Annotated in this window: 24 protein-coding genes; 7 read left to right on the forward strand and 17 right to left on the reverse strand. The window is 36.5% G+C overall.

Features of this window, described 5'->3' with window-relative positions:
* Positions 1-43 precede the first annotated feature (43 nt).
* Positions 44-823 (reverse strand): C40 family peptidase, encoded by a 780-nt coding sequence (locus HQN83_RS19650; RefSeq protein WP_173092562.1) that lies wholly within the window; start codon positions 821-823, stop codon positions 44-46.
* Positions 824-905: 82 nt separating this feature from the next.
* Here HQN83_RS19650 and HQN83_RS19655 point away from each other — a divergent pair, with 82 nt between their 5' ends.
* Complete coding sequence (locus HQN83_RS19655) at positions 906-1,361, forward strand: universal stress protein (RefSeq protein WP_173092563.1); 456 nt, start codon at positions 906-908, stop codon at positions 1,359-1,361.
* Positions 1,362-1,417: 56 nt separating this feature from the next.
* Here HQN83_RS19655 and HQN83_RS19660 read toward each other — a convergent pair whose 3' ends face one another.
* Positions 1,418-1,768 carry a 4Fe-4S dicluster domain-containing protein gene (locus tag HQN83_RS19660; protein WP_173092564.1) on the reverse strand — a complete coding sequence of 117 codons (351 nt, stop codon included), beginning with the start codon at positions 1,766-1,768 and terminating at the stop codon, positions 1,418-1,420.
* Positions 1,769-1,845: 77 nt separating this feature from the next.
* On the opposite strand from HQN83_RS19660, the gene HQN83_RS19665 reads away from it, so the two are divergent.
* Positions 1,846-2,865, forward strand: a complete 1,020-nt coding sequence (locus tag HQN83_RS19665) for an acyl-CoA reductase (RefSeq protein WP_173092565.1) — start codon at positions 1,846-1,848, stop codon at positions 2,863-2,865.
* A gap of 69 nt (positions 2,866-2,934) precedes the next feature.
* Here HQN83_RS19665 and HQN83_RS19670 read toward each other — a convergent pair whose 3' ends face one another.
* From HQN83_RS19670 to HQN83_RS19685, 4 genes are read right to left on the reverse strand one after another with little or no spacing between them, the layout of a single operon-like run.
* The gene (locus HQN83_RS19670; protein WP_173092567.1) at positions 2,935-3,921 is read right to left on the reverse strand and encodes a DUF5007 domain-containing protein; all 987 of its coding nucleotides are present in this window, start codon (positions 3,919-3,921) and stop codon (positions 2,935-2,937) included.
* A gap of 27 nt (positions 3,922-3,948) precedes the next feature.
* Positions 3,949-4,614: a fasciclin domain-containing protein gene (locus HQN83_RS19675; protein WP_173092569.1), complete on the reverse strand. Its 666-nt coding sequence runs from the start codon at positions 4,612-4,614 to the stop codon at positions 3,949-3,951.
* Between the two features lie 21 nt (positions 4,615-4,635).
* Positions 4,636-6,168 carry a RagB/SusD family nutrient uptake outer membrane protein gene (locus HQN83_RS19680; protein ID WP_173092571.1) on the reverse strand — a complete coding sequence of 511 codons (1,533 nt, stop codon included), beginning with the start codon at positions 6,166-6,168 and terminating at the stop codon, positions 4,636-4,638.
* 39 nt (positions 6,169-6,207) lie between these two features.
* Complete coding sequence (locus tag HQN83_RS19685) at positions 6,208-9,369, reverse strand: SusC/RagA family TonB-linked outer membrane protein (protein ID WP_173092573.1); 3,162 nt, start codon at positions 9,367-9,369, stop codon at positions 6,208-6,210.
* 897 nt (positions 9,370-10,266) lie between these two features.
* Here HQN83_RS19685 and HQN83_RS19690 point away from each other — a divergent pair.
* The 5 genes from HQN83_RS19690 to HQN83_RS19710 all read left to right on the forward strand — a co-directional run bounded on the left by HQN83_RS19690 (position 10,267) and on the right by HQN83_RS19710 (position 14,237).
* Complete coding sequence (locus tag HQN83_RS19690) at positions 10,267-10,470, forward strand: hypothetical protein (protein WP_048904292.1); 204 nt, start codon at positions 10,267-10,269, stop codon at positions 10,468-10,470.
* Positions 10,471-10,472: 2 nt separating this feature from the next.
* The gene (locus HQN83_RS19695; RefSeq protein WP_173092575.1) at positions 10,473-11,156 is read left to right on the forward strand and encodes a cell division ATP-binding protein FtsE; all 684 of its coding nucleotides are present in this window, start codon (positions 10,473-10,475) and stop codon (positions 11,154-11,156) included.
* A gap of 129 nt (positions 11,157-11,285) precedes the next feature.
* A complete protein-coding gene (locus HQN83_RS19700) occupies positions 11,286-11,885 on the forward strand; it encodes a nucleotide exchange factor GrpE (protein WP_173092577.1) in 600 nt (199 codons plus the stop codon).
* A 4-nt stretch (positions 11,886-11,889) separates the two neighbouring features.
* Complete coding sequence (gene dnaJ, locus HQN83_RS19705) at positions 11,890-13,059, forward strand: molecular chaperone DnaJ (RefSeq protein ID WP_173092579.1); 1,170 nt, start codon at positions 11,890-11,892, stop codon at positions 13,057-13,059.
* Between the two features lie 242 nt (positions 13,060-13,301).
* Positions 13,302-14,237: a Ppx/GppA phosphatase family protein gene (locus HQN83_RS19710; protein ID WP_246254553.1), complete on the forward strand. Its 936-nt coding sequence runs from the start codon at positions 13,302-13,304 to the stop codon at positions 14,235-14,237.
* On the opposite strand, the gene HQN83_RS19715 is transcribed toward HQN83_RS19710, so the two are convergent.
* The 11 genes from HQN83_RS19715 to HQN83_RS19765 all read right to left on the reverse strand — a co-directional run bounded on the left by HQN83_RS19715 (position 14,226) and on the right by HQN83_RS19765 (position 22,970).
* Entirely contained in the window at positions 14,226-14,795 is a 570-nt protein-coding gene (locus tag HQN83_RS19715; RefSeq protein ID WP_173092581.1) for a Maf family nucleotide pyrophosphatase, read from the reverse strand. The two genes, HQN83_RS19710 and HQN83_RS19715, sit on opposite strands and share 12 nt — an antisense overlap.
* Positions 14,796-14,879: 84 nt before the next feature.
* Positions 14,880-15,284 (reverse strand): periplasmic heavy metal sensor, encoded by a 405-nt coding sequence (locus tag HQN83_RS19720; protein ID WP_173092583.1) that lies wholly within the window; start codon positions 15,282-15,284, stop codon positions 14,880-14,882.
* A 120-nt stretch (positions 15,285-15,404) separates the two neighbouring features.
* Entirely contained in the window at positions 15,405-15,932 is a 528-nt protein-coding gene (locus HQN83_RS19725; protein ID WP_173092585.1) for a KdsC family phosphatase, read from the reverse strand.
* A 6-nt stretch (positions 15,933-15,938) separates the two neighbouring features.
* Entirely contained in the window at positions 15,939-16,181 is a 243-nt protein-coding gene (gene iscX / locus HQN83_RS19730) for a Fe-S cluster assembly protein IscX (protein ID WP_048904286.1), read from the reverse strand.
* A gap of 28 nt (positions 16,182-16,209) precedes the next feature.
* Entirely contained in the window at positions 16,210-16,542 is a 333-nt protein-coding gene (locus HQN83_RS19735; protein WP_108203527.1) for a 2Fe-2S iron-sulfur cluster-binding protein, read from the reverse strand.
* 40 nt (positions 16,543-16,582) lie between these two features.
* Entirely contained in the window at positions 16,583-17,344 is a 762-nt protein-coding gene (locus HQN83_RS19740) for a Rossmann-like and DUF2520 domain-containing protein (RefSeq protein WP_173092588.1), read from the reverse strand.
* A complete protein-coding gene (ccsA, locus tag HQN83_RS19745; RefSeq protein WP_173092590.1) occupies positions 17,344-19,812 on the reverse strand; it encodes a cytochrome c biogenesis protein CcsA in 2,469 nt (822 codons plus the stop codon). Before ccsA ends, HQN83_RS19740 begins: the two co-directional genes overlap by 1 nt.
* 5 nt (positions 19,813-19,817) lie before the next feature.
* Entirely contained in the window at positions 19,818-20,228 is a 411-nt protein-coding gene (locus HQN83_RS19750; protein ID WP_173092592.1) for a cytochrome c maturation protein CcmE domain-containing protein, read from the reverse strand.
* A gap of 158 nt (positions 20,229-20,386) precedes the next feature.
* Positions 20,387-21,046, reverse strand: a complete 660-nt coding sequence (gene msrA, locus HQN83_RS19755) for a peptide-methionine (S)-S-oxide reductase MsrA (RefSeq protein WP_173092594.1) — start codon at positions 21,044-21,046, stop codon at positions 20,387-20,389.
* Positions 21,047-21,180: 134 nt separating this feature from the next.
* Entirely contained in the window at positions 21,181-22,602 is a 1,422-nt protein-coding gene (locus HQN83_RS19760; protein WP_173092596.1) for a Glu/Leu/Phe/Val family dehydrogenase, read from the reverse strand.
* 149 nt (positions 22,603-22,751) lie between these two features.
* On the reverse strand, positions 22,752-22,970 hold the full coding sequence (locus HQN83_RS19765) for a CcmD family protein (RefSeq protein ID WP_173092598.1): 219 nt from the start codon (positions 22,968-22,970) through the stop codon (positions 22,752-22,754).

Genomic DNA, 22,970 nt, shown 5'->3' on the forward strand with positions numbered 1-22,970 from the left:
TGGTTTACCGTAATCTGCTGTGAAACCAAATTACATAAAAATGCTAAGAATATCGTTTAATGATTCTAAGTTTATGTGAATACCTGCCCAATTCGGCATTATAAATACCCTGATTATCCATTGGATCTATTCTCACTTTACCCGAAGCATGGATGATGTCTTTTGCATTAAGCATAATACCTACATGTATGATGCGGCCATCTTCGTTATCAAAGAAAGCCATATCTCCAGGTTTAACTTCAGGTAAAAAATCGACCGTTGTCCCCTGTTCAGCTTGCTGCCATGCATCTCTGTTTAATTGTATTCCGTGTAGTTTAAATACAACCTGCACAAATCCTGAACAATCCATACCAAACAAATTCTTACCTCCCCATAAATAGGAAACATTCTGAAAAAAAAGTGCAGTATCTATCACGTCAACAGCTCCAGAAACTGGCAATTCTATCGGATTAAACAAAACTTCATATTTTTCATCACCTACACTACAATAACCGTCATCAAACGATGGAAGGTTACTGCCCGGCGATATGTAATATTTACTACCCTGAGTATCTGTAATTACATTACCCATTTCCGCAGGTGCCAGATGTTTACAATTATGGTTACGCACAAACTCCTCTAAAGATACTTCTGCCAACTGCTTAAAATCCATCCAACCCTCATATCCATCATAAGCATTACGCACTTGCCACCACTTTTCAGTTTTAGCAATGATCTCTACGTGATCACCAAAAAGCAATTGAGAAGCAATTTCAGCTCTGTCGGATGGTTCAGTTCTTAGGGGTGCTACTGCTACCCTGCATATTCCATAGTATTGTTCCATAGCATAAAATCAATGGTATAAATGTAAACTTTTGCACAGTTATTTTGTTATTTTTATAGTATAAACCTTAATCTATAAGACGATGAACCTCAAAAAAATTTTAATTGCTGTTGATAACAGTACCTGTTCAGAAAAAGCGGCAAAAGTAGGTTACGAAGTAGCAAAAACTTTTGGCGCAGAGGTTGCACTTGTTAATATTATAGAACCCGTGCCTGCTAATATCAGTCCTGATTTAACCTTAGCCCCTGTTTTTTTGGAAACTTACGACAATAGTGAAGAGAACAGCCATTTACTTTTAAAAGAAATAGAAACAAAATTTAGCCACGGCATACCTACCACTTATTTGAGTGTGGTTGATAGCGCTGCGCATGGTATCATACAACAGTCTGATGAATATGGTTCTGATCTTATTGTAATTGGAACTTATGGCCGAACCGGTTTATATCACTTTTTAATGGGTAGTGTTGCAGAGCATGTTGCCAGAAAATCGGCTTGCCCCGTTTTAATTGTACCAAACAAATACGAAGAGAAAAACTAAAACAAAAAAGGACACCCAATGGGTGTCCTGTATAAATTTTTGTTATTAAGCTAAAACTAGTTTTCCTGGTGTAACCAAGCTTTTTTAGCCAATAATTCATCTTCTGTTTCGCGAACATCCTCATCATCAACGCAACAATCAACCGGGCAAACGGCAGCGCATTGAGGCTCATCATGAAAGCCTTTACATTCTGTACACTTATCCGAAACAATATAATAGACCTCATCCGATCCCGCATCTTGTGCAGCCTCAGCATCTATTTGTTTGTCGCCAAAATCGATAATACCATTTAAATTAGTACCATCAGAAAATCTCCAGGCAGTGCCTGCGTCATAAATTGCATTATTAGGGCATTCAGGCTCACATGCTCCGCAGTTAATACATTCGTCTGTTATTTTAATAGCCATGTCTTCGTGTAAATCTATTGCTAAGGGTTAACTTTGCAATGCAAATATAACACTTAAACTTTAAAATTGTTGGAAATATGCCAATCCTTACTACAGAAAAACTAATTATTGCTTTAAAAGAACTTAGCGACTACATGGCCAATCCCGACGAAGGTTTCAAAAACCTCATGTTTTCGGCCCAAAACAGCAATGCCTGGTTTACTATAGATGAGGTTCAAAGATCATTAAATGCTTTGCATAAAATGTTGAATCAACAGGATCTGGAAACCTGGTTTCAGGACATTACAATTACTGACACACCTAAAAAAGTTGGACTAATACTTGCCGGAAATATCCCTCTGGTTGGTTTCCACGATGTTTTATCAGTTATTTCCACTGGGAACATCGCATTAATCAAGCTATCTTCATCTGATGATAAATTGCTACCTGCCCTACTGGCTCAACTTGTAATTATTGAACCTCAACTGGCCGAACATATTGTATATGTTGATCGTTTGAAAGATTTTGATGCCGTAATAGCAACCGGCAGCAACAACACATCAAGATATTTTGATTTTTATTTTGGCAAGGTTCCAAATATCATCCGTAAAAACAGAAATAGCATCGCAGTATTAAACGGACAGGAAAGCCCAGCTGAAATTTCGCTGCTTGGACACGATATATTTGATTATTTCGGTTTAGGATGCAGAAATGTCTCTAAATTGTTTATTCCCGAAGATTACGATATTAAGGACTTTTTTGAACCTCTGGAGTCATTCAAAGAAATCATCAACCATTTCAAATACAATAACAACTACGATTACAACAAATCGATATACCTTGTAAATATGGCTGAGCATTATGACAATGGCTTCCTGCTATTGAAAGCGGACGCAGGAATGGCTTCTCCTTTGGCAGTATTATTCTATGAACGCTACAAAAGCATTGATGACGTAGCTGAAAAATTAAAGGCAGAAGAAGAAAACATTCAATGTGTGGTAAGCAACATACCTTTTGAACTGAAAACTGACGTACAAGCCTTTGGCAAAAGTCAGTCGCCAAAACTTTGGGATTATGCCGATAATGTAAACACAATCGCATTCCTTAAAACAATATAAAAAAACGGCATATCTGACGCCCAATGAGTTTGTCAGATATGCCGTCCTTGTTGCTTTAAATACAGCCTATTATTTATGTATTACACCATTTAACTTAATGGTTATTAAATAGGTACCCAATTGCTTAATCTGGAAGCCAAATCTTGGATTGATACTAAATGTTGTTCCAGCAGGATGATTTGCCGGGAACGTGGTTAATGAAGCATACTTACTTGGTATTCTGTAGTATATAAGGAAATCACCATACCCACTAATTCTCTTAATAGGGAAGGGTGTAATCTCAAAATTACAAACCATTGAAGTATCAGTATAAGTTACAGGGTTAAATTTAGCATAAGATTCAAAAGTTGGTCTATCTCCCCTTTTAATGATCTCACCTGCCTTAGGGTTAAATGGAACTCCATTTTGATCTACAATCTTTACGATTGCATTTGTACCCTCATCACTAATTTTTGTGATGATCATTTCTGGGTTAACAGCCAATGCCCCATTATCTGACGTTACTCCATTATCATTAAACCAGCTTGCAGCTATAGCATAAGACTTAAATAACTCCGGATCTGTAAAATGAATTTCACCAATGTTTTTAAACACTTTTGTCCCGCTCTCATTACTTACCTCTACATCAAATTCATATTGAGATTTAGCCGGTAAAAACGCTGTTCCTGCATTAAACAGGAATTGTCCACTCGGCAAAAATTCAAAAGGAGGCAGCATCTTTTTCTCTCTCTTTGCATTTACCTGAGCAATCGTAGTATCAACATCAGGGTCAATTGCTTGTTTATATACATAAACTTCGTGTTCTGCATAAAACTCTTCAGCTCTTCCCGTAGTTCCCTTTTTTCGAACCTCAAGTAACTTCACCAAAACAGGAAGTGTTGAGCCATCCAAATTTAAGGAACTGGTTACTACCTTAACATTGCCCTGTTCAATCGAAAAAGGGCTGTCCTTATAATACATTGTTTCTCCAATAAAACCTATCGGAATCTTTTTGCAACCCACCCAAGCTAAGCTCACAAACACAATGAGTGTTAATATATATTTTATAGTTTTCATTTCTTTCTAATTAATTGAATAAAAGATTTACCAGTAAAACTTGTGCCTATTGTTTAATACATGAAGCACCCCATTGGTAGTTAGAATTCCTGAAGTTTGAACCAGATCTACTATATCTCTGTCTTCATCTGGATAAGGGTAATCATCTGGAATAGGATTCGGATCCAGACCATTTCTTATTTTAGTCAGATAAAGATATTGAGGTTTAGTTGTAGTCAACCCAGTATAGCCATCATCCACTTTTAATAAAATTGAGAAATCCTCACCGGCTAAACTTTTGAAAACCTTATTTTCTAAACTTAGCTGCTCACGATTAATCTTGCCTGCAAAAAGATGTGACCTTAATGAATCTCTCAATTCCGGAATAGGTAAACTGTCCAATGTATACTTGATATTCTCATCTTGATATTTTTGTTGAATAATCAAAGTCCTTCTTTCCAAAAGAGACTTAATCGAGTAATCAGTAGGAGCAAAAAAGGTATTATTTCCGTTGATTTCATCTTTTAATCCAGCCTTATCAATGAGAACTACTAGCGTATCAAATAAGGGCTTAGTTTTAAGGAAATCATAAGTTGTCATATTTACATGAGGATCATGTAAATCACCTCCAATGATATAGTTATTCTTTTTACAAGCAGTAAATGCAACACAAAAAGAGACTAGAGTTAAAATGTATGATAATTTAATTTTCATGATATTTAATTTAATAGTCCGTTATCTTAATTTTCCGATCCAGTATTTATTTTGTGCCAAGTCTTTATTATCAACAAACAATCCTCTGTTGATAGGCCATTTCCAGCCTTCTTCATCATATCTCGATTGAGAAAAACGATCAGCGCCAAGATAATCCACTACCATTTTGTTACGAACCATGTCATACCAGGTATGTCCCTCACAAAACAATTCACGGAAAGTCTCATCAAATATTTCGTACCTAAGGTCATCACCGCTTCCTGCATAGTTATCAAGATTAGACCTCTTTTTAACTAGATTTAAATCGGTAAGCGCATTTCCATCCTTACCAAGTAGATTATTGCACTCGGCTCTCAACAATAACATTTCAGCTAGTCTAAAAATGCTGATATTACAGTCAATTACAGCACCAGTTTGAGCATTTGGATCTTTAAAAACTAAGTTCTGTTTATTTTTACCTACATATTTTGTTAGGATCATATCCTCAGGCTTTGTTCTGTCAAAATAGTAGCTATATCTTGCGTCAGCAGGGTCAGTAAAAATGGCATTAACCATATCCTTATCAAAAATTGTTGCCTTTCCTTTATTTGGAATATAAGGAGCTCCAACAGTATATAAATAGAACCCTCCATTTATCTGGTATTCACCCTGAGAAAAACTTGTGCTAATTTCAAATATACCTTCTGATGATTTCCCCTTGAATAGCTTTGCAAAATCAGTAGCAGGTTCCAATTGATACTTACCAGATGTTGTGATCGAATCAATTGCAGCAACTGCATTATTCAATAAGTTCTGGTCAGTTCCTTTTGTTACAAAATATTTCCACCTGTTTAAATGTGCCAACAACGCAAAGGCAGCTCCTTTATCAGCTCTCACTATTTCTTGGTTGTTAGCTTTCCAAGCCAAAAGCTTTACAGCCTTATTCATATCCACAACAGAAGAATCTAAAACTGCAGTTTCCGAAGTACGTGGAATATTTTTAGAAGATACCGGATCCGGATCATACTGAAGTACCAAAGGCACATCCCCCCAAATACGCACCATATAAAAGTAGGTATAGGCACGGATGAAATATGCTTCGCCAATAATTTTTCTTTTTTCAGCTGGCGATTTAAATGCCTTATCCGGCATTTTACTTACTTTTTCTATTACAGTATTCGCTTGAGTGATTGTTTTATAAAAAGGTGTCCAGGTTTGAAAATCATCCAAATAATCACCTCTAAAATCGTTAACGTTCAATCCTGTTCCATAATACTCATCGCCTTTAACAAGGAAGTTTAGAGCATAATCTCCTCCTTCATTAAAAACTCCGGCGGTAAAATCCCCAAATACGAAATTCGACATGCCTTGTCCACCAAGAGTAAGTGATTTACGTAATAAGGAATAAGCTCCCATTAAACCGGAAGTTGCATCGTCTTGAGTTTTCCAATACACTCCTTCATATACAGAACCTTCTGGTTTTAAGTCTAATAATTTTTTGCAGGAAAATAATCCTGTGCAAAGCATCCCTCCTAAAAGAAAAATACTTAATGCTTTATATTTTGATAAAATCATGATCTATGTTCTAATTATTAATTATTTATTTACAGCAGCCTAAAAAGATGCCTGAATACCAAAGGTGAATTTTCTAGGTACCGGATAACCATCGCCTGTATAAATACCTAATTCATTTACAGCCTCTACGTCCGGTAATGTTGATTTTTGGAATGAATAAACATTATCAATAATGGTATAAACCTGTAAACGTTTCATTTTTAGTTTTTCCAAAACTTTGGCTGGGAAGTTGTAAGCTAGATTGATGTACTTAATTTTTGCATAAGATCCATTCTCCATATACGCTGAAGAAAAATTATTAAACTGGTAATAATAATCTCCATATGGATTTAAGTCGGCATAAGTAGCATTGTCACCAGGTTTACGCCATATAGGTAATTTATCTAGATTAATAAGCCCAGTACTTGGAAAGCTTCCAAGCTGTTTATATTGATTCAATAAACTTGAGATATAAGTATTATACACCTCTCTGCCCAGTAAGAATGTTGTAAAAACTTCAAGAGAGAAATTTTTATAGGTAAAAGTATTACTCAAACCACCTGTGATTCTTGGATTTGGATTCCCTGTCCTTACTTTATCAAAATGATCCCATACGTCATAGTCAAAATTCTGATCTATCCATCTGTATGAACCAGGTTTTGCTGTTTGTGATCCATTCCAGTAAGTAATAAGGTCTCCTGTACGAGGATCAAAAGGGATCTGACTTTTATCTGAGTATACACCTTCAGATTTAACTAAGTAATATTCATATATCGGACGTCCTTTTGTAAGGATAAAAGTGGTACCAGTATTATTATCTGTAACCATGATATCTCTATTTCCATTAGGCAACGATGCAATTTGACTCTTATTGAATCCCATAATCAATCTTGGGTTCCATTGAAATTTACTATCAGGACTAAATACCCTTCCTGTCACATTTAAATCAACTCCTAAATTCCTAATATCAACAGCATTAGTTCTAACCTTATCATATCCACTGGTAACAGGCATAATTAAATCAAAAATGAGATCAGATGTACCGCGATTATAAGCATCAACTGATAAATTCAGCCTACTTTTAAATAACTCAGCATCAATACCAATATTTGACTGAATTGATCTTTCCCATGTTAAATTATCTTGTGTAATTGAGCTAGGGCTATAGGTAACAGCATTTACGCCATTGTACGTATTTGTAGGAACTGAACCCTCATACCCCGCACCTCCGGTTCCAGTTGTATATGAGTTAAATGGTGCATAATAATCTGCTGGCAAATTACCTGAAACCCCGTAACTACCTCTTATCTTCAATAAAGACAACCAATTCTCTGCAGATTTCATAAATGGCTCATCAGATATTATCCATCCTGCCGAAACAGATGGAAAATGAGCCCATCTATAATTTTTACCAAAACGAGATGATGCATCAGCACGGAAGCTAACTGAAAATAGATACTTATCTTTGTAGTCATAGCTTGCTCTTCCAAAAAATGAAAGCATTCCGGAAGCCTCGCGCTTAGATCCTGTTATCAAACTACCATTTGGATCATTAAACACATAATCGCTAATACCCTGAACAGTAGAAATTACATTATTTCCTCTTCCAATTCCGCCGATTCCTGCATATTCTCTTGTTATATAGTTAATAGTATTTCCACCAAGTACAGTAATATGGTGATCATTATTTACCGAAGTAGTGTATGAAAGAAGGTTATCTATATTAAAGTTATCAAAATTTGATCTCGAAGATTGAACGTAAAAATTACCATCTGCATCCAGAATACTAGGTCTGAAAATATCTCTACTTCCTTTACTTGATTGTAATGATCCTTGTGTTTGAAAATGGAATTTACTGCTGATATCGTAATTTAGTGTTATACTGGAAGTAATATCATCATTGATATTCTTATCCTTAACCTGATCCAGAACACCAGTAAAATTTTGCATGTCTGTATCACTTATATATAACAATGAAGTTGGGAATGTTCCTGCACTAATAGGAAGCGGATTTTCCCAAGGTGCTTGACCACGTCCCCTTGCACGATCTCCTCTTGACAATCTAAACAAAGCATCTAAAGTAAGGCGGGGTGTAAGTTTTACCCCCATAGATCCTGACATGGTATAACGCTTAAATCCAGTTCCTTTAATAATACCACCTTCATTGTAATAGTTACCACTAAAGCGATAATTAATATTCTCTGTACCACCAGAAGCTGAAGCATCGTAGTTTTGAATGATACCCGTACGATAGAATATTCCTTGCCAGTCGTTGGCGTTATTAAATGCTGGATTCAAACTATCAGTTAATATCATTGGGTACAAACCTTGCTGCTCGTGATTGGCATACTTATTTAGATAGTTCATTTTATACCTGCGTTCTTGTGCACCCGTGATATACTCTTGCATTTTACCTTGTTTAGAAATACCAGAATATGCACTCACATTAATCTCAGGCTTACCGGATTTGCCACGTTTAGTTTTAACTACTACTACTCCATTTGCACCTCTTGAACCATAAATTGATGCAGCTGCTGCATCTTTTAATACATCGATAGATTCAATGTCATTAGGATTTATTCCTGCTATAAAATTAGTCCCGGTTAAATCCCCAAAAGAAGTAACATCTTCGCTCGAAATAGGAATTCCATCAATCACGAATAATGGGCTACTTAAAGCACGTGCTGCATTTACTGCTCTACCAATTGACGAATTACCACGTACAACAAATGTTGGTGTTCCTCCTGGTTCTCCAGAGAAACCCTGAACATTTAAACCAGCCACCCTACCTTGTAATAATTTATCAAATGTTGGAGATGGCAAATTTTCAATATCCTTAGCTTTCACAGTAGATACTGCTGCTGTAGTTTTTTTCCTTGATACTTCCTGATATCCAATCACCACTACATCTTTAAGTGCATTTTCTGAAGGTGCTAACTGCACATTCAATTCACTTTGTCCGGCAATACTAACATCCTTTGCATTATATCCTATATAGGAGAAATGCAGTACACCATCGGCTGGGGCATCAATTGTAAATTTTCCATTTGCATCTGTGCTTGCACCTTTAGAGGTACCTTTTAATACGACAGATACGCCCGGAAGAGGACCTCCGTCGTCCGATCCTTTAACTGTTCCGGTAATCTTTTTTTGTGCGAACGCAATTACGGAAAACAGCAGCAACAGACCGGTTAAGAGTTGCTTCTTGTAAAAATTATTCATAAATATTGTTTTTAGTTTAAAGTCAAATAGTTGAATTCAATAAAAAGAGTGTTTCTCTTATCATTTTAAGTGACTGAACTACACCTGGATAGTCACATTCACAGATTACGATTAGGCAGCTTGATTTTTCATGGTTTGGTTAGTTTTTGTTAATGTTTAAGTAAGTTTGTTAATAAAATTATGGCATAGGAATTCCCTGGCTATATTTATAGCAATAGTCAACTGAGGTTTACCTAGTACCCTCGTTTAAATTATATGTGGTTTTTGTTGCTCTGGTCTGATGCCCTAAATCAAACCCTGGTTTATGATAATGAAAATGGTTAATTAATTATAAAGCCTTTGTGTGCCAAAATTGTAATTTCCGTTTTTATTGATAGGCCTAATTTAGTGTTAATGAAATGTCATTTAACAAGTTTTAACAACACAAACGTTTGCATTAATCAAATGAATTTAAATAAAGCTCTTTTATGTGGTTATAAATCTTAAATATCATTAGAAAAAAATTAACTATTAAGATATAAACATTGCCTATTCATTACAGATGCAAGTGATTAGAAAATCAAATAGATTAGATTTAACGGAAATTTAACACAACCGTTTGTGTTGAACGAAAAATAGCCAATAGACCATTTAAAGGCACTATTTTAATCGGATCATATTAAATGTATACACAAACCAAGACAAAACGCAACTAACTAATCTTAAGCTATTTAATAATTCAAACCTCAAATAGTCGAAATTTTCCTCTCCAATTCCATTTTTCAAAAATCTTAGTGATAACTTTACGGTAAGATCAATTCACTTAATTAGATGCAATTCGCTATAGCATCTCCTACCCTCTACAGATAAATACATCACATACCTTATTTCTCAATTTGAAATACTATTTTTGACCTAATGTATGTTATTAAAGTAAAAGGCATTGCCAAAATCCCCGATTACGTACAATTAAGGGATGACAAATTTACCCTATTGGCCTACTTTAGGGTAGACAGACCCGATAAATCACTAGAAAAATTGGGTTTAGGCGACAAATTGCCTTATATAATGAATTTTGTAAATGATTTGCCTTTTGGACAAATTGCTAAAATAGATATTTAAAAATGACAGGAAACGCAGTTATAAATTTAAAGAATGTAGATGTATTTCAACAAAAACACCTGGTTTTATCAGATGTTAATTTGAATGTTGATAAGGGAGAATTCGTTTTTTTAATTGGCCAAACCGGTTCCGGTAAAAGTAGTTTACTTAAAATCATTTACGGCGATCTTCATATTGGCAATGGCGATGGGCAAATAGCTGGTTTTGATTTAAAAAACCTTGCCATTAAAGACGTACCATATTTACGCAGAAAACTAGGAATCGTATTCCAGGATTTTCAATTGCTTACCGATAGAACGATCGAGAAAAATCTAGAGTTTGTATTAAAAGCTACCGGATGGAAAGATAGTGGCTTAATTGAAGAGCGTATAAAAGATGTTCTTGAAAAAGTGGGCTTGCGTTCAAAAATCAGAAAAATGCCTCATGAGCTATCAGGAGGGGAACAACAACGCGTTGTTATTGCCCGCGCATTATTAAATAACCCGGAAATAATACTTGCGGATGAGCCTACAGGAAACTTAGATCCAGACACATCTGAAGAAATAGTAATGTTACTTAAACAGATTAGTCAGGGTGGAACTGCCGTACTTATGGCTACCCATGATTACCATATTATAAGAACGTTCCCGTCAAGAATTATCAAATGTGAGGGTGGCATTGTGCACGAAGATGCACAAATAGTGTAACCGCCAAAATCTGACAAAACTTTCCTTTTCAGTCATTTTCGTCAGTTTATTTTAAATAAAACTGACACCATGACTGATATATTTCATTGGCAAAACTTTTGAGTTTACCATCAAAAATTCTACTATACCATGTTTAGCAAGAAGAAAAAAAACGATAACACAGATCCAATAGTGAAAAATAACGCTGAAGAGCAGATGAATAATACAGAAGATCAATTAAATACTGAAGCAACAACTGAAGAAAATCCAGCTGTTGAAACTGAGGTTGTGCCAGAGCTATCTGCCGAAGAAAAATTACAAGAAGAAAATGCAGCATTAAATGATAAATATCTACGCCTGTTTGCTGAATTCGACAACTACAAACGTCGTACTCAAAAAGAACGTGTAGAGCTTTTACAAACTGCAGGAAAAGATGTAATAGTTTCACTTTTACCTGTTTTAGACGATTTTGATCGTGCCAACAAGGCAATGGAAACTGCTACTGATATAAATCCAATCCGCGAAGGTGTTGCATTGGTACATAGCAAACTAAAAGGAATTTTAAACCAAAAAGGTTTAAAAGAAATGGAAAGTATCAACACTGTTTTTGATACCGACAACCACGAGGCTATTACTAAAATACCTGCACCAACCGAAGATTTAAAAGGAAAAGTAATTGATGAATTAGAGAAAGGCTACACTTTAAATGATAAAGTGATTCGCTTTGCTAAAGTTGTAGTGGGTAGTTAATATTATGAGTAAGAGAGATTTTTATGATGTACTTGGTGTAACCAAAAGCGCATCTGCCGAAGAGATAAAGAAGGCTTATCGTAAACTAGCCATCAAATTTCACCCTGATAAAAATCCTGGTGATAAAGCTGCAGAAGATAACTTTAAGGAAGCTGCCGAGGCTTACGAGATTTTAAGTAATCAGGAAAAGAAACAACGTTATGACCATTATGGCCATGCCGGTGTAGGTGGTGCTTCTAACGGCGGCGGATATGGCGGTGGCGGCATGAACATGGAAGATATTTTTAGCCAGTTTGGAGATATTTTTGGTGGTGGTGGCGGTAGCCCTTTTGAAAGCTTCTTTGGCGGTGGTCAACAGCAGTCGAGAGGCGGCCGACGCGTGGCTAAAGGAACTAACCTGCGTATCAAAGTAAAACTTACTCTTGAAGAAATTGCCAACGGTACAGAGAAAAAAATAAAAGTAAATAAACAGATTAGCTGTAAACCATGCGACGGAACAGGGGCAAAAGATCGCTCGTCTGTAAGTACATGTAAAACATGCGGTGGAAGCGGTGCAGTACGCAGAGTAACCAATACTATTCTTGGTCAGATGCAAACTACCTCTACCTGCCCTACTTGTAATGGTAGCGGTCAGCAGATCACAGCTAAATGTACATCTTGTCATGGCGAAGGTATTGTTCGTGGTGAAGAAACCATTACCATTAACATCCCTGCCGGTGTAAGTGATGGCATGCAGTTAAGCATGAGCGGAAAAGGTAATGCCGCTCCTAGTGGAGGTATTCCTGGTGATTTAATCATCTTGATTGAAGAGATCCCTCACGAAACTTTAAAACGCGAAGGAAACAATGTGGTTTATGATTTACATGTTTCTATCATCGATGCAGCATTAGGTTACAGTGCCGAAGTGCCGACAATTGATGGTAAAGCAAAAATCAAAATTGAGCCAGGTACCCAAAGCGGAAAACTATTGCGCTTAAAAGGCAAAGGTATCCCTGAAATTAATTCATACCACAGAGGTGATGAAATTATTCATGTAAACATCTGGACGCCTAAAGCGTTAAGCTCTGAAGAAAGAAGTATGCTTGAAAAACTAAGAGAGTCTCCTAATTTTAAACCGCAACCCGGTAAGCACGACAAAAGTTTCTTCGAGAAGATGAAGGAATATTTCGAATAACAATTAATTAGTTTTTTATATATGAAAGCCACCCAATCCAGGTGGCTTTTTTGTTGTCTCACAATTTATTTTTTTAGCTGTGTTGCACCACTCTCATTCGTACCTCGTTCGGACTTCGTTCGACGAGCCCCGAACGAGGTCCTTATGAAAGCCGAACTATACCCGATGAATTTATTGAATCAAGTTCAAATCCAATTTTCATCAATTTAAAATTCAACAACACATTAAAATAAACTATAAATTTGACAGCAAATAAATCGTTGATGAGAGCTGCAGTTATAGACCTTGGTACAAATACATTTCACCTAATCATAGCAGATATATCTGCTTCAGATGTTAAAATAATTTATAAAACCAACGTACCTGTTAGGCTTGGACAAGGACGCATAAACGAAAACATTATAATCCCAGAAGCTTTTAACCGTGGAATTGAAACATTAAAAAATTTTAAACAGGAAATTGAAAAGCATCAAGTTCAGCAAACACTGGCAATTGCCACTTCGGCAGTAAGAAGTGCTGCCAACGGGGGCGACTTTGTTGAAGCTGCAAAGCAAGGAGCTGGCATCAACATAGAGGTTGTGGACGGCGACAAAGAGGCCGAATACATTTACAAAGGGGTAAAAGCTACAGGAGTAATCAATAGCACATCATTGATTATGGATATCGGCGGAGGCAGCACTGAGTTTATCATCTGCGATCATCAAAAGCTATTATGGAAAAAAAGCTATAACATAGGCGCTGCCAGGCTTATGCAGGCTTACTTCAATTCTGATCCAATTAGCCAACAAGATAAAACTGCCATCCTTAATCATTTAGACAAGGAACTGGCCGATTTAAAGCAGGCTTGTGCATCTTTTAAACCTAATCATTTAATAGGATCAGCAGGAGCTTTTGAGACATTTGCAGGCATGATTTTAAAGGGAACAGATATAAAAAACACTAAATCTACACCAATTGAAATTACAGCATACAGCGCACTATCCGAAAAACTAATTGCCTCTACTCATGCAGAACGAGAAAACATGCCTGATCTGATAAAACTAAGGGTAGATATGATTGTTATTGCAGCTATTCTTACCAACTACATTATATCCATGTCGGGCATTAAAAAGATCAGCCTATCTACTTACGACTTGAAAATGGGTGTCCTATATTCGCTGTTAGAATTAGAATCCTAATAAAGCTTTATATAGCTTTTCTGTTGGCAAACCCATCACATTAGTATAAGAACCAATAACTCGTTCTACTGCAACCAAGCCTATCCAATCCTGAATACCATAAGCACCGGCTTTATCGAAAGGATTAAAATTAGCGATGTAGTAAGCAATTTGCTCAGCTGTAAGAGGGTTAAAGAACACCTCGGTAACATCATAAAAGGAATGCAATTTACCTGCGTGTGCAATACTTACACCTGTATAAACCTGATGATTTGTGCCTGATAGCTTAGTTAACATTTCAGTAGCATGAGTTACATCCTCTGGTTTACCCAATATTTCATTATTATAAGCCACAATGGTATCCGCAGTAATTACAATGCTATCATTACTGTCATCTGCAAAAGCAGCTGCCTTTTTTTCAGCAATGTAAATTGCAATTTCTGCTGGCAGTAAGTCCTCAGGGTAGCTTTCATCAACCTCTTTTAAAACTACTTTAAAATCAAGGTCCATCGATTTCATTAATTCTTGTCGGCGTGGAGATTTTGAGGCGAGTATTATTGGAAGTGTCTGCTTATACATATTTAAAATTTGCTCAAAAATAACAAAAGCGACCGGAAGCCGCTTCTATTATTTTAAATGTTTTTATAATTACCAACTGCCATGTTACTGGCCGCCACCATTACCCTCTGCCCTTTTTTTCATGGCTTCTTTTCTTTCTTCTTTCCAGGTAGTGTAAGCTTTTTTCTGATCGTCGTTTAATAGTGCTGTAACTTTAACATCACTTTCCTCATTAGATTTTTTCATTGCTGCTCTCATTGCATCCCTATCTCCTGATGCATCATCACGTAATTTTTTCATCGCCGTTGCTTGCTCCAAATAAATCGCAGAAACTTTAGTTTGCTGATCTTCTGTAAGGTTTAGTTTTTTGGTAAGCATTTCGGTATTCCGTTTTGCTCTTTCCTCAGGTGTACCCATTCCCCTACGACCATCCTTTCCTTGATCTTGTTGTGCTTGTGCAAATGTTATTACACTAAATAACAATCCGCAGATAATCAATAATTTTTTCATACTCTTTTACAGTTGTTTTAAATGGTTATAAAGCTATTTAGCTTCGGTTTTGTAAAAGATTAGAGAACAAACCCATTAATAGGTTTAATCTAACTTGAGTAACATAGTTGTTGCAGATTATTACTTACCTGAATCGGCTGCTGAGGGGTTCTCATCGAACCATTTTTCTTGTACTTTAAGTACTTTTTCAACAATATCACGAACTGCTGTTTTGCCTCCAGAGTACGGAGAAACATATTCTGATATTGCTTTTATTTCGGGAACAGCATCTGATGGGCAGGTTGGCAGCCCTACCAATTGCATTACTTTAAGATCGGGAATATCATCACCCATGTACAATACTTCGCTGGCGCTGATATCGTATTTTGTTAAAAGAGAATTGAATACTGTTACCTTATCAGAAACACCCAAAAATACTTCTGTAATACCTAAACCTTCAAAACGCTTCTGCATCGCTAAACCTCGACCTCCAGATATGATACAAATAAGGTATCCTCTTTTTACGGCCAGCTGTAAAGCATAGCCGTCTTTAATATTAAATGTGCGCAGAAACTCTCCACTATCTGAGGCGATAATATCACCATTAGTGAGCACACCATCCACATCAAAAATGAGAGTGGTAATAGTTTTGAGTTTCTGCAGGAACATATCTTATTAATCCTGGTTATCTCTCCATTCATAAACCCAAGCCGACTGGATTTGCTCCAGGTGACCTTCACTACTTTCTTCTCTGGTGCCTTTAAAATTAGGTAATTCTAATACCCATTCTATTAACTCAGTAAATCTGATACGGTATATTTTGGCTTCGTTAAAATCGTCACCAAATTTCTCATATAACTCCTGGGCAATATCCTCATGGTCATTCCAGTATATTGGTAAAGCAAATTTATCCTGCATGTTTTCTGTATAATTTATTGATTTATTATTAGTGACCTAAAAATTCTGATTGATCAGGAATGGTTACTTCTATGTCACCATCTATAACAACACATTGACAGCCTAACCTGGAAGTAATTCTTGGACGAACAGCTCTGTCTATAAAATCTTCTTCTTTGTCAGAGATTTCCTGGATATTATCCATGCCCTTTAATACGTAAACATGACATGTACTGCAGCCACATACTCCGCCACAGTTGTGTTGTAATTCTATTCCGTGATCTAAACAAGCATCAAGTACCGACTCACCACCCACAATAGGTAATTCGATAGGTTCTTTTCCTTGTTCTTCAAAATTTATCTTTAATTTAAAAATACTCATAATTGTGTCCAAAAATAAGCACCAAAAACGGCATTTGTAACTATAAATGTGTTTTTTTAATGCTTTTACTTAAAGTTTGATAGATTTCTTTTAATTCAGGCATACTGCTCAGCAATTCCTGATGTTTAATCATTGTCTGTTCATCATTCCGAACAGCAGGACCTGTTTGTACATTTATTGGTAATTCGGTCTGCACCTTTAAGGCTGTTTCCATAATTAGTGGTTTAAGCATCTCAAAATCGAGCTCAAAATGTTCCACTATTTTATCACTTAATGTGTAAAGATGGTTAACAAAATTACATGCAAACACCGCTGCTAAATGCAATATTTTTCTTTTCTCACTGTTCACCTCATAAACCGGCGAAGAGAGTTTAATTGCTACTTCTTTTAGTATTTCTAAAGATGCGGTATTACTTGCCTCTATACATAACGGAACATTGGCAAAGTCAATCGGTTTGGCTTTAGAGAAAGTTTGCAAAGGATATAAAACACCGTGATTTTTCAAGGCTGACAAAGCATCTATTGCAGTAGCTCCCGATGTATGAACTACCAGTCCGTTTACATCTTTTAAGCTTTCAGATACCGTTGAAATGGCATCATCCTTTACTGCAATAACATATAAATCTGCCAAAGGGTCTATTTCTTTGAGATCTGAAATGGCAGTCGAATCTGTAGTTTTAGCCAGCTCAATTGCATTGGTTATATCTCTGCTCCATATCTGGATCAGATCCGCACCTTTTGCTTTTAAAGCATAAGCCAAATGTGTTGCCACATTACCAGAACCAATACAGACTACTTTCATTAAACAGTTTTAACTTCTTTTTGTCTTCTGAAAATTGAAATTACAAATCCTACAACCATTACAATGGTACCAATCCAATACAAATTGATGTAAGGGAATTCGATAGATTTGAAAACAACCCAATCCTTAGCTTGTTGAGGTTTTTCGTAAACCTGCAACTGTACTTTTCCTTGTTCCGGAATTACTTTTGTAAACCTCACCCTTAATCCTAATTCATCAATATTACGGGCAAAGTCGAACACGTTATTTCCTTTTACCAGGAAGATAGGTTCAGTTTTATATATTTTACCGTTTACATCAACTTCAATTGGCATACCAACAGCTAAATCTTTAGGGCCTAACACTAAATCTTTGGCTTGTGGTTTTGGGTTTAACGCCTTAACAGTAAGCACCCCACTACTTGTATGTAAGGTATCACCAACGCTGACCGTCACAATTCTTGGAGCTTTATAGTTCTCCTCTTCGCTATGACCTTCATGATCTCCATGCTCTTTATTTTCTTTCAAAGGAGCACTGGTAACGTGGGTGTAAATATCGTAAGTTAAATAATGCTTAGTATCTGGTGAAGCAATAAGTCCCATTTTCTCATTCGATTGAATATGTGGATTTACTTCAAAATCTTCTTTTACCTTACCTGTCTCTTCGTCATAAACCTTAAAGTTTAATTTGTAGAAAGTATTCGGAGCAACCGTAGTATCACTAATATAGGTAACTGTGTATTTACCCATTTTCTTTGGCTCATTTCTGTAAAGCACAATGTTCTCTCCAGGTTTCTCGGCCTTTTCAAAATCCTTAACGGGAATAAAGTTCGTAGCATTTAAGGAAATAGGCTTGTTGGTTGCAGCAGCCACTAAAGCACCTAGCAACAACAAAGCAAAACCGATGTGTGCAACCGCAGCACCTACTAATTTACGCTTACCACCAAAGGCTTGTCCAAGAATTTTTGCATTAGAAATTACGGCAAAAACACAGCTGAAAGTAAGCAAAATATACATCAGGTTGTGATATACATTGGTGATGTACACAAAACCAGCAGTAATTACCAACGAGAAAATTATCGTGGCCGCAAGACCACTATAGAATTTACGGATGTCAGTTCTTTTGTATTTCATGAACTGGGTAAACCCTGATATAATCGTTACTAAAATAGCAAACGGAGCCTGCCATTGGTTGTAGTACTTAATAGCATCTATTGGAGGTGCAAAGTTGGTTCCAAATGCTGCATTAAACACCGGTACCGAAGTAGAGAAAATTACCTGAATACAAGCCACAGTAATTACAAGTGAACCGATAAACATCCAGAACTCTCTCGAATAAGTTTCTTCGTCTTTATTGGTAATTGGCAATTCTTTCCATCTTACAATCAGTAAAATTACAGGGATTGCCAAAAAGACTACATTATATAATATAAGATGGCCAAACATGCCCAGATCTGTAAATGAGTGTACAGATGTTTCACCCAAAATACCACTTCTGGTAAGGAATGACGCATATAGCACCAATACAAAACTGATAAAGATTAATACAATTGCGGTAAAGAATGCGTGCCCAGTATTTTTAAAGGCAATCATTACGTGTACACCTGCAATAAGGGTTAACCAAGGAATAATAGAAGCATTTTCTACAGGATCCCAAGCCCAGAAACCACCAAAATTTAGGGCTTCGTATGCCCAGAACGACCCCATAATGATACCCGTTCCCAAAATCATTACTGCAAACAAAGCCCATGGCATTGCAGGTTTTACCCACTCTTTATATTTCTTTTGCCATAAACCAGCAACGGCATAAGCAAATGGAACAATCATACTGGCAAACCCTAAAAACAAGGTTGGCGGGTGGATAACCATCCAATAATTTTGAAGGAGTGGGTTTAATCCACGTCCGTCAGTTATAAATTTAAGGTAATTTTTATAGTTCTCAGGATTGGCAAATATCGGCGCCATCTCTTTAAGGTTCATTGCATCTCTTAAAAGGATAAATGGTGAGCTACCAATTCTTTCGCCAAATACTTGAACGCCTAACAACATTGAAGTTAAAAATGCTTGCGAGAAAGCAACTGTAGTCATTACTCCATTTTCCCAGCTCTTTGCTTTCCATATTAATATTACACCTAACAATGATTGCCAAAACGCCCAAAGCCAAAAGCTTCCCTCCTGTCCTTCCCAGAATGCCGATACGATATAGTATACCGGAAGTTCTTTTGAAGAGTGTGACCAAACGTAATAATATTCGTTGTAATGATTTAAGATCAGGAAAAACAGTGTGGCACCGATGCCAATTACACTTACCCAGTTTATTAGAAATGAGATACGTCCGATACGTTTCCATGATTGATCTGCAAGGTCCTTATTTTGGGTTGCAAAAAAATAAGAGATGGCTGATAGCAAAGACGCTGCAAACGCTAAAACAATAAAGAATTGCCCGACTTTACCCGGAAGGAGGTTCTCTCCAATAAATTGTATATCCATTAAGATTAATTGTATTTTTCCACTGTACCGTCCTTCTTGATCTCAACTAGATCGTTATTATATTTAGATGGACATTTCATGAGTATTTTAGAAGCGTAGAAGGTATCATCTTTCATTTTACCGATTAACACCAACTTTTCAGAGCGTTCAAAATCCTGAGGTTTTGTTCCGTTATAAACAACTTTATTAATACTGCCTTTTTGGTCCTTCATGTAAAAAGCAAAGTGGTTGGCATCTTTATTAGCATCGTAATAAGTACCCTTTTCTTTTTCCCAGTAACCCATTACGTGAAATTCCTTAGGATCCTTTGCAGCTTCAGTAAATGTAGAATAGCTGTTTGTATCTGCATTTAGGCTAACTAAAAAGCCTACACATATCGCTATTGTAATTAAACCAACAATTGCACTTTTTCTCATGATCGTAATAAAAATTAATTGAACCCTACAAAGATAAAAAATATAAGTACCTAAAGGCCTTTAGCACTGTCCAATTAAGTATGATGACAGTTTATTGATAGTTCTCTGACAAAAAAAGAGATTATCAATGGATTAAACATAAAAAAGGTCTTTATTTTTCAGTCTTTGTATTCCAATTTTATGAGGTAAGGCATAGTTTTTCTGAGCTTTAGCACCTTTTTACGGGAAACATTTCGAATATATCGATCCCAGCTATTCTTCCTATAATAATCCTGATGTTCAGTTTCAGCCGGATATATTATTTTAAACGGGACGACTTCAGTCACTACAGGTTTATTGTAGCCATTTACTGAGTCAATTTTACTAATTAAGTTTTGAATTATTATTCGTTCTGAGGGTGATCGATAAAAAGCGATTGAACGATAATCAGAGCCTAAATCTGGACCTTGTCCATCCTCTTGGGTAGGATCATGGGAATTAAAGAATGCTTCAGTTAGCTTCTCAAAGCTAATTATTTTAGGGTCGTAATAAACCTGAACTGATTCAGCATGTCCGGTTGTTTTAGACAAAACCTCATCGTAATTTGGATTGGCTTTGGCGCCACCTGAATAACCACTGATTACTTTATCTACACCTTTTAACTCCAGCATACATTCTTGCATTGCCCAAAAACAGCCTCCGGCATATGTGGCCACCGCCTCTCCTTTTTTCGGATCTGTTATTACAGCAAACCCATCCTTCGTTTCCAGTTTTTGCACGTCATTGCAGGCACAGAAAAAAGCAGTAAGAAATAGAAAAAAGATCGCCTTAACTTTCATAATCAAACTTTATGCAATATACGTGCACAATACCATTTTGATTTTCGTATCAGCTTTAATAGCAAACAGATGACAAAAACGCCCGTACCACATGATGTGATACGGGCGTTTTTCTTCATACGGCGGTCCTGAATTTATGGCCAAATACCAAGGTTCATATAAGAAACCGCGATTTTATCAATTGAACCAACAAAAGCAGCTGTTCTCAATGTTTGAATACCAGGCTTAGTGATTAAACTCTCTCTGATTTCATGGTATGAATGAATCATTGTATCTTCCAGACCTGAATTTACAAGATCCATTTCTGAAGCTCCTTTTACAATCATTAAACGATTTTCAGCAGGAATTTTCTTACCGGTCAAATTCTCCAATGTATTGATTAGGTTAGCATTAGAATTTTCAGCATAACGGTTTTCCATACGCCCAAAAGCCACGTGAGAAAGGTTTTTCAACCATTCGAAATAAGAAACAGTTACACCACCTGCGTTGCAATACATATCAGGAATGATTATACCTCCCATTTCAGTAAATATCTCTTCTGCTTCTGGAGTAGTTGGCCCGTTGGCACCTTCAGCAATAATCCTTGCTTTAATGTTGCGGATGTTATTTACCGTGATCTGGTTCTCCAATGCCGCTGGCACAAGAATATCACATGGTTGCTCTAAGCCTTCCATTGAATTTTTGAAGTCTGTAGCTCCCGGGAATCCTAAAATAGACCCTGTATTTTTACGATGAGCAAAAACCTCATCTATATTTAAACCGTTGGCATTGTAAATTGCTCCTTCAAACTCGCAAAGACCAACAATTGTTGCTCCAAACTCCGAAAGAAATTTAGCAGAGTGGTAACCTACATTACCTAAACCTTGTACAATAACACGTTTATCACCTAAACCAGCTTTAAAACCTATCTTTTGCATATCCTCGGCAACGTTAACACATTCCTTAACTGCATATGCAACACCGCGACCAGTAGCTTCTTTACGCCCACGAATACCATGCAAAGCGATTGGTTTTCCGGTTACACAACCTAAAGCATCCAGCTGACCCGGATTCATGGTCATATAAGTATCTGCAATCCAACTCATTTCACGCTCTCCAGATCCATAATCAGGAGCAGGAACATCAATGCCGGGACCAATAAAATTCTTCTTTATCAACTCTGTCGTATAGCGACGAGTTATAGTTTCTAACTCGGCTACAGAGTAGTTTTTAGGATTGATGCAAATACCACCTTTTGCCCCACCAAAAGGAACATTTACAATTGCACATTTATAAGTCATCAGGGCAGCTAAAGCCATCACCTCATCTTCATTAACCATTTCGCTGTAACGGATACCGCCCTTGGTTGGGCTCATGTGATGAGAGTGTTCTACACGCCACGCATCAATAACTTCAAATCCATTTCCTCTTCTAATTGGGAACTGGAAACGATACACACTGTTACAGGCTTTAATCTGATTTAATAGTCCCTCGGGATGGGAAGTGAACTGCGCTGCACTGTCAAAATTTTTGCACACGTCGGCAAAAAATTTTGTCTCATTTGCTGAATTAGCCATTATTTGTTTTTTATGAATTTTGAATAAGTTCTCAGTTATGAGTACAAAATTGCACTAAAAAAAACGATTAATACAAATGAAGATTTACTTAGTGTATCGTACACACTAGCCCTAAAAAGGCATAAAAACGACGATTAGGCGTTTTAAAATTAGTTTTTATCTGAAGATTTCTTCTCTATTTTTTTTAATCTTTTATCTAACGAGAATAGATAAATCAACAAACCAACAAGAATTAGGACGATGCAGATCACAACAACATATATCTTTCCGTTACTGCGTAAAGCATCAGCCATCTCCACATCATTGGATTGAGCAAACAATTGCACTGAACTTAATAACAGCATTAAAGCAAATATGATCTTCTTCAT

The organism is Pedobacter foliorum, from assembly GCF_013266735.1.
Classification (GTDB): Bacteria; Bacteroidota; Bacteroidia; order Sphingobacteriales; family Sphingobacteriaceae; genus Pedobacter; species Pedobacter foliorum.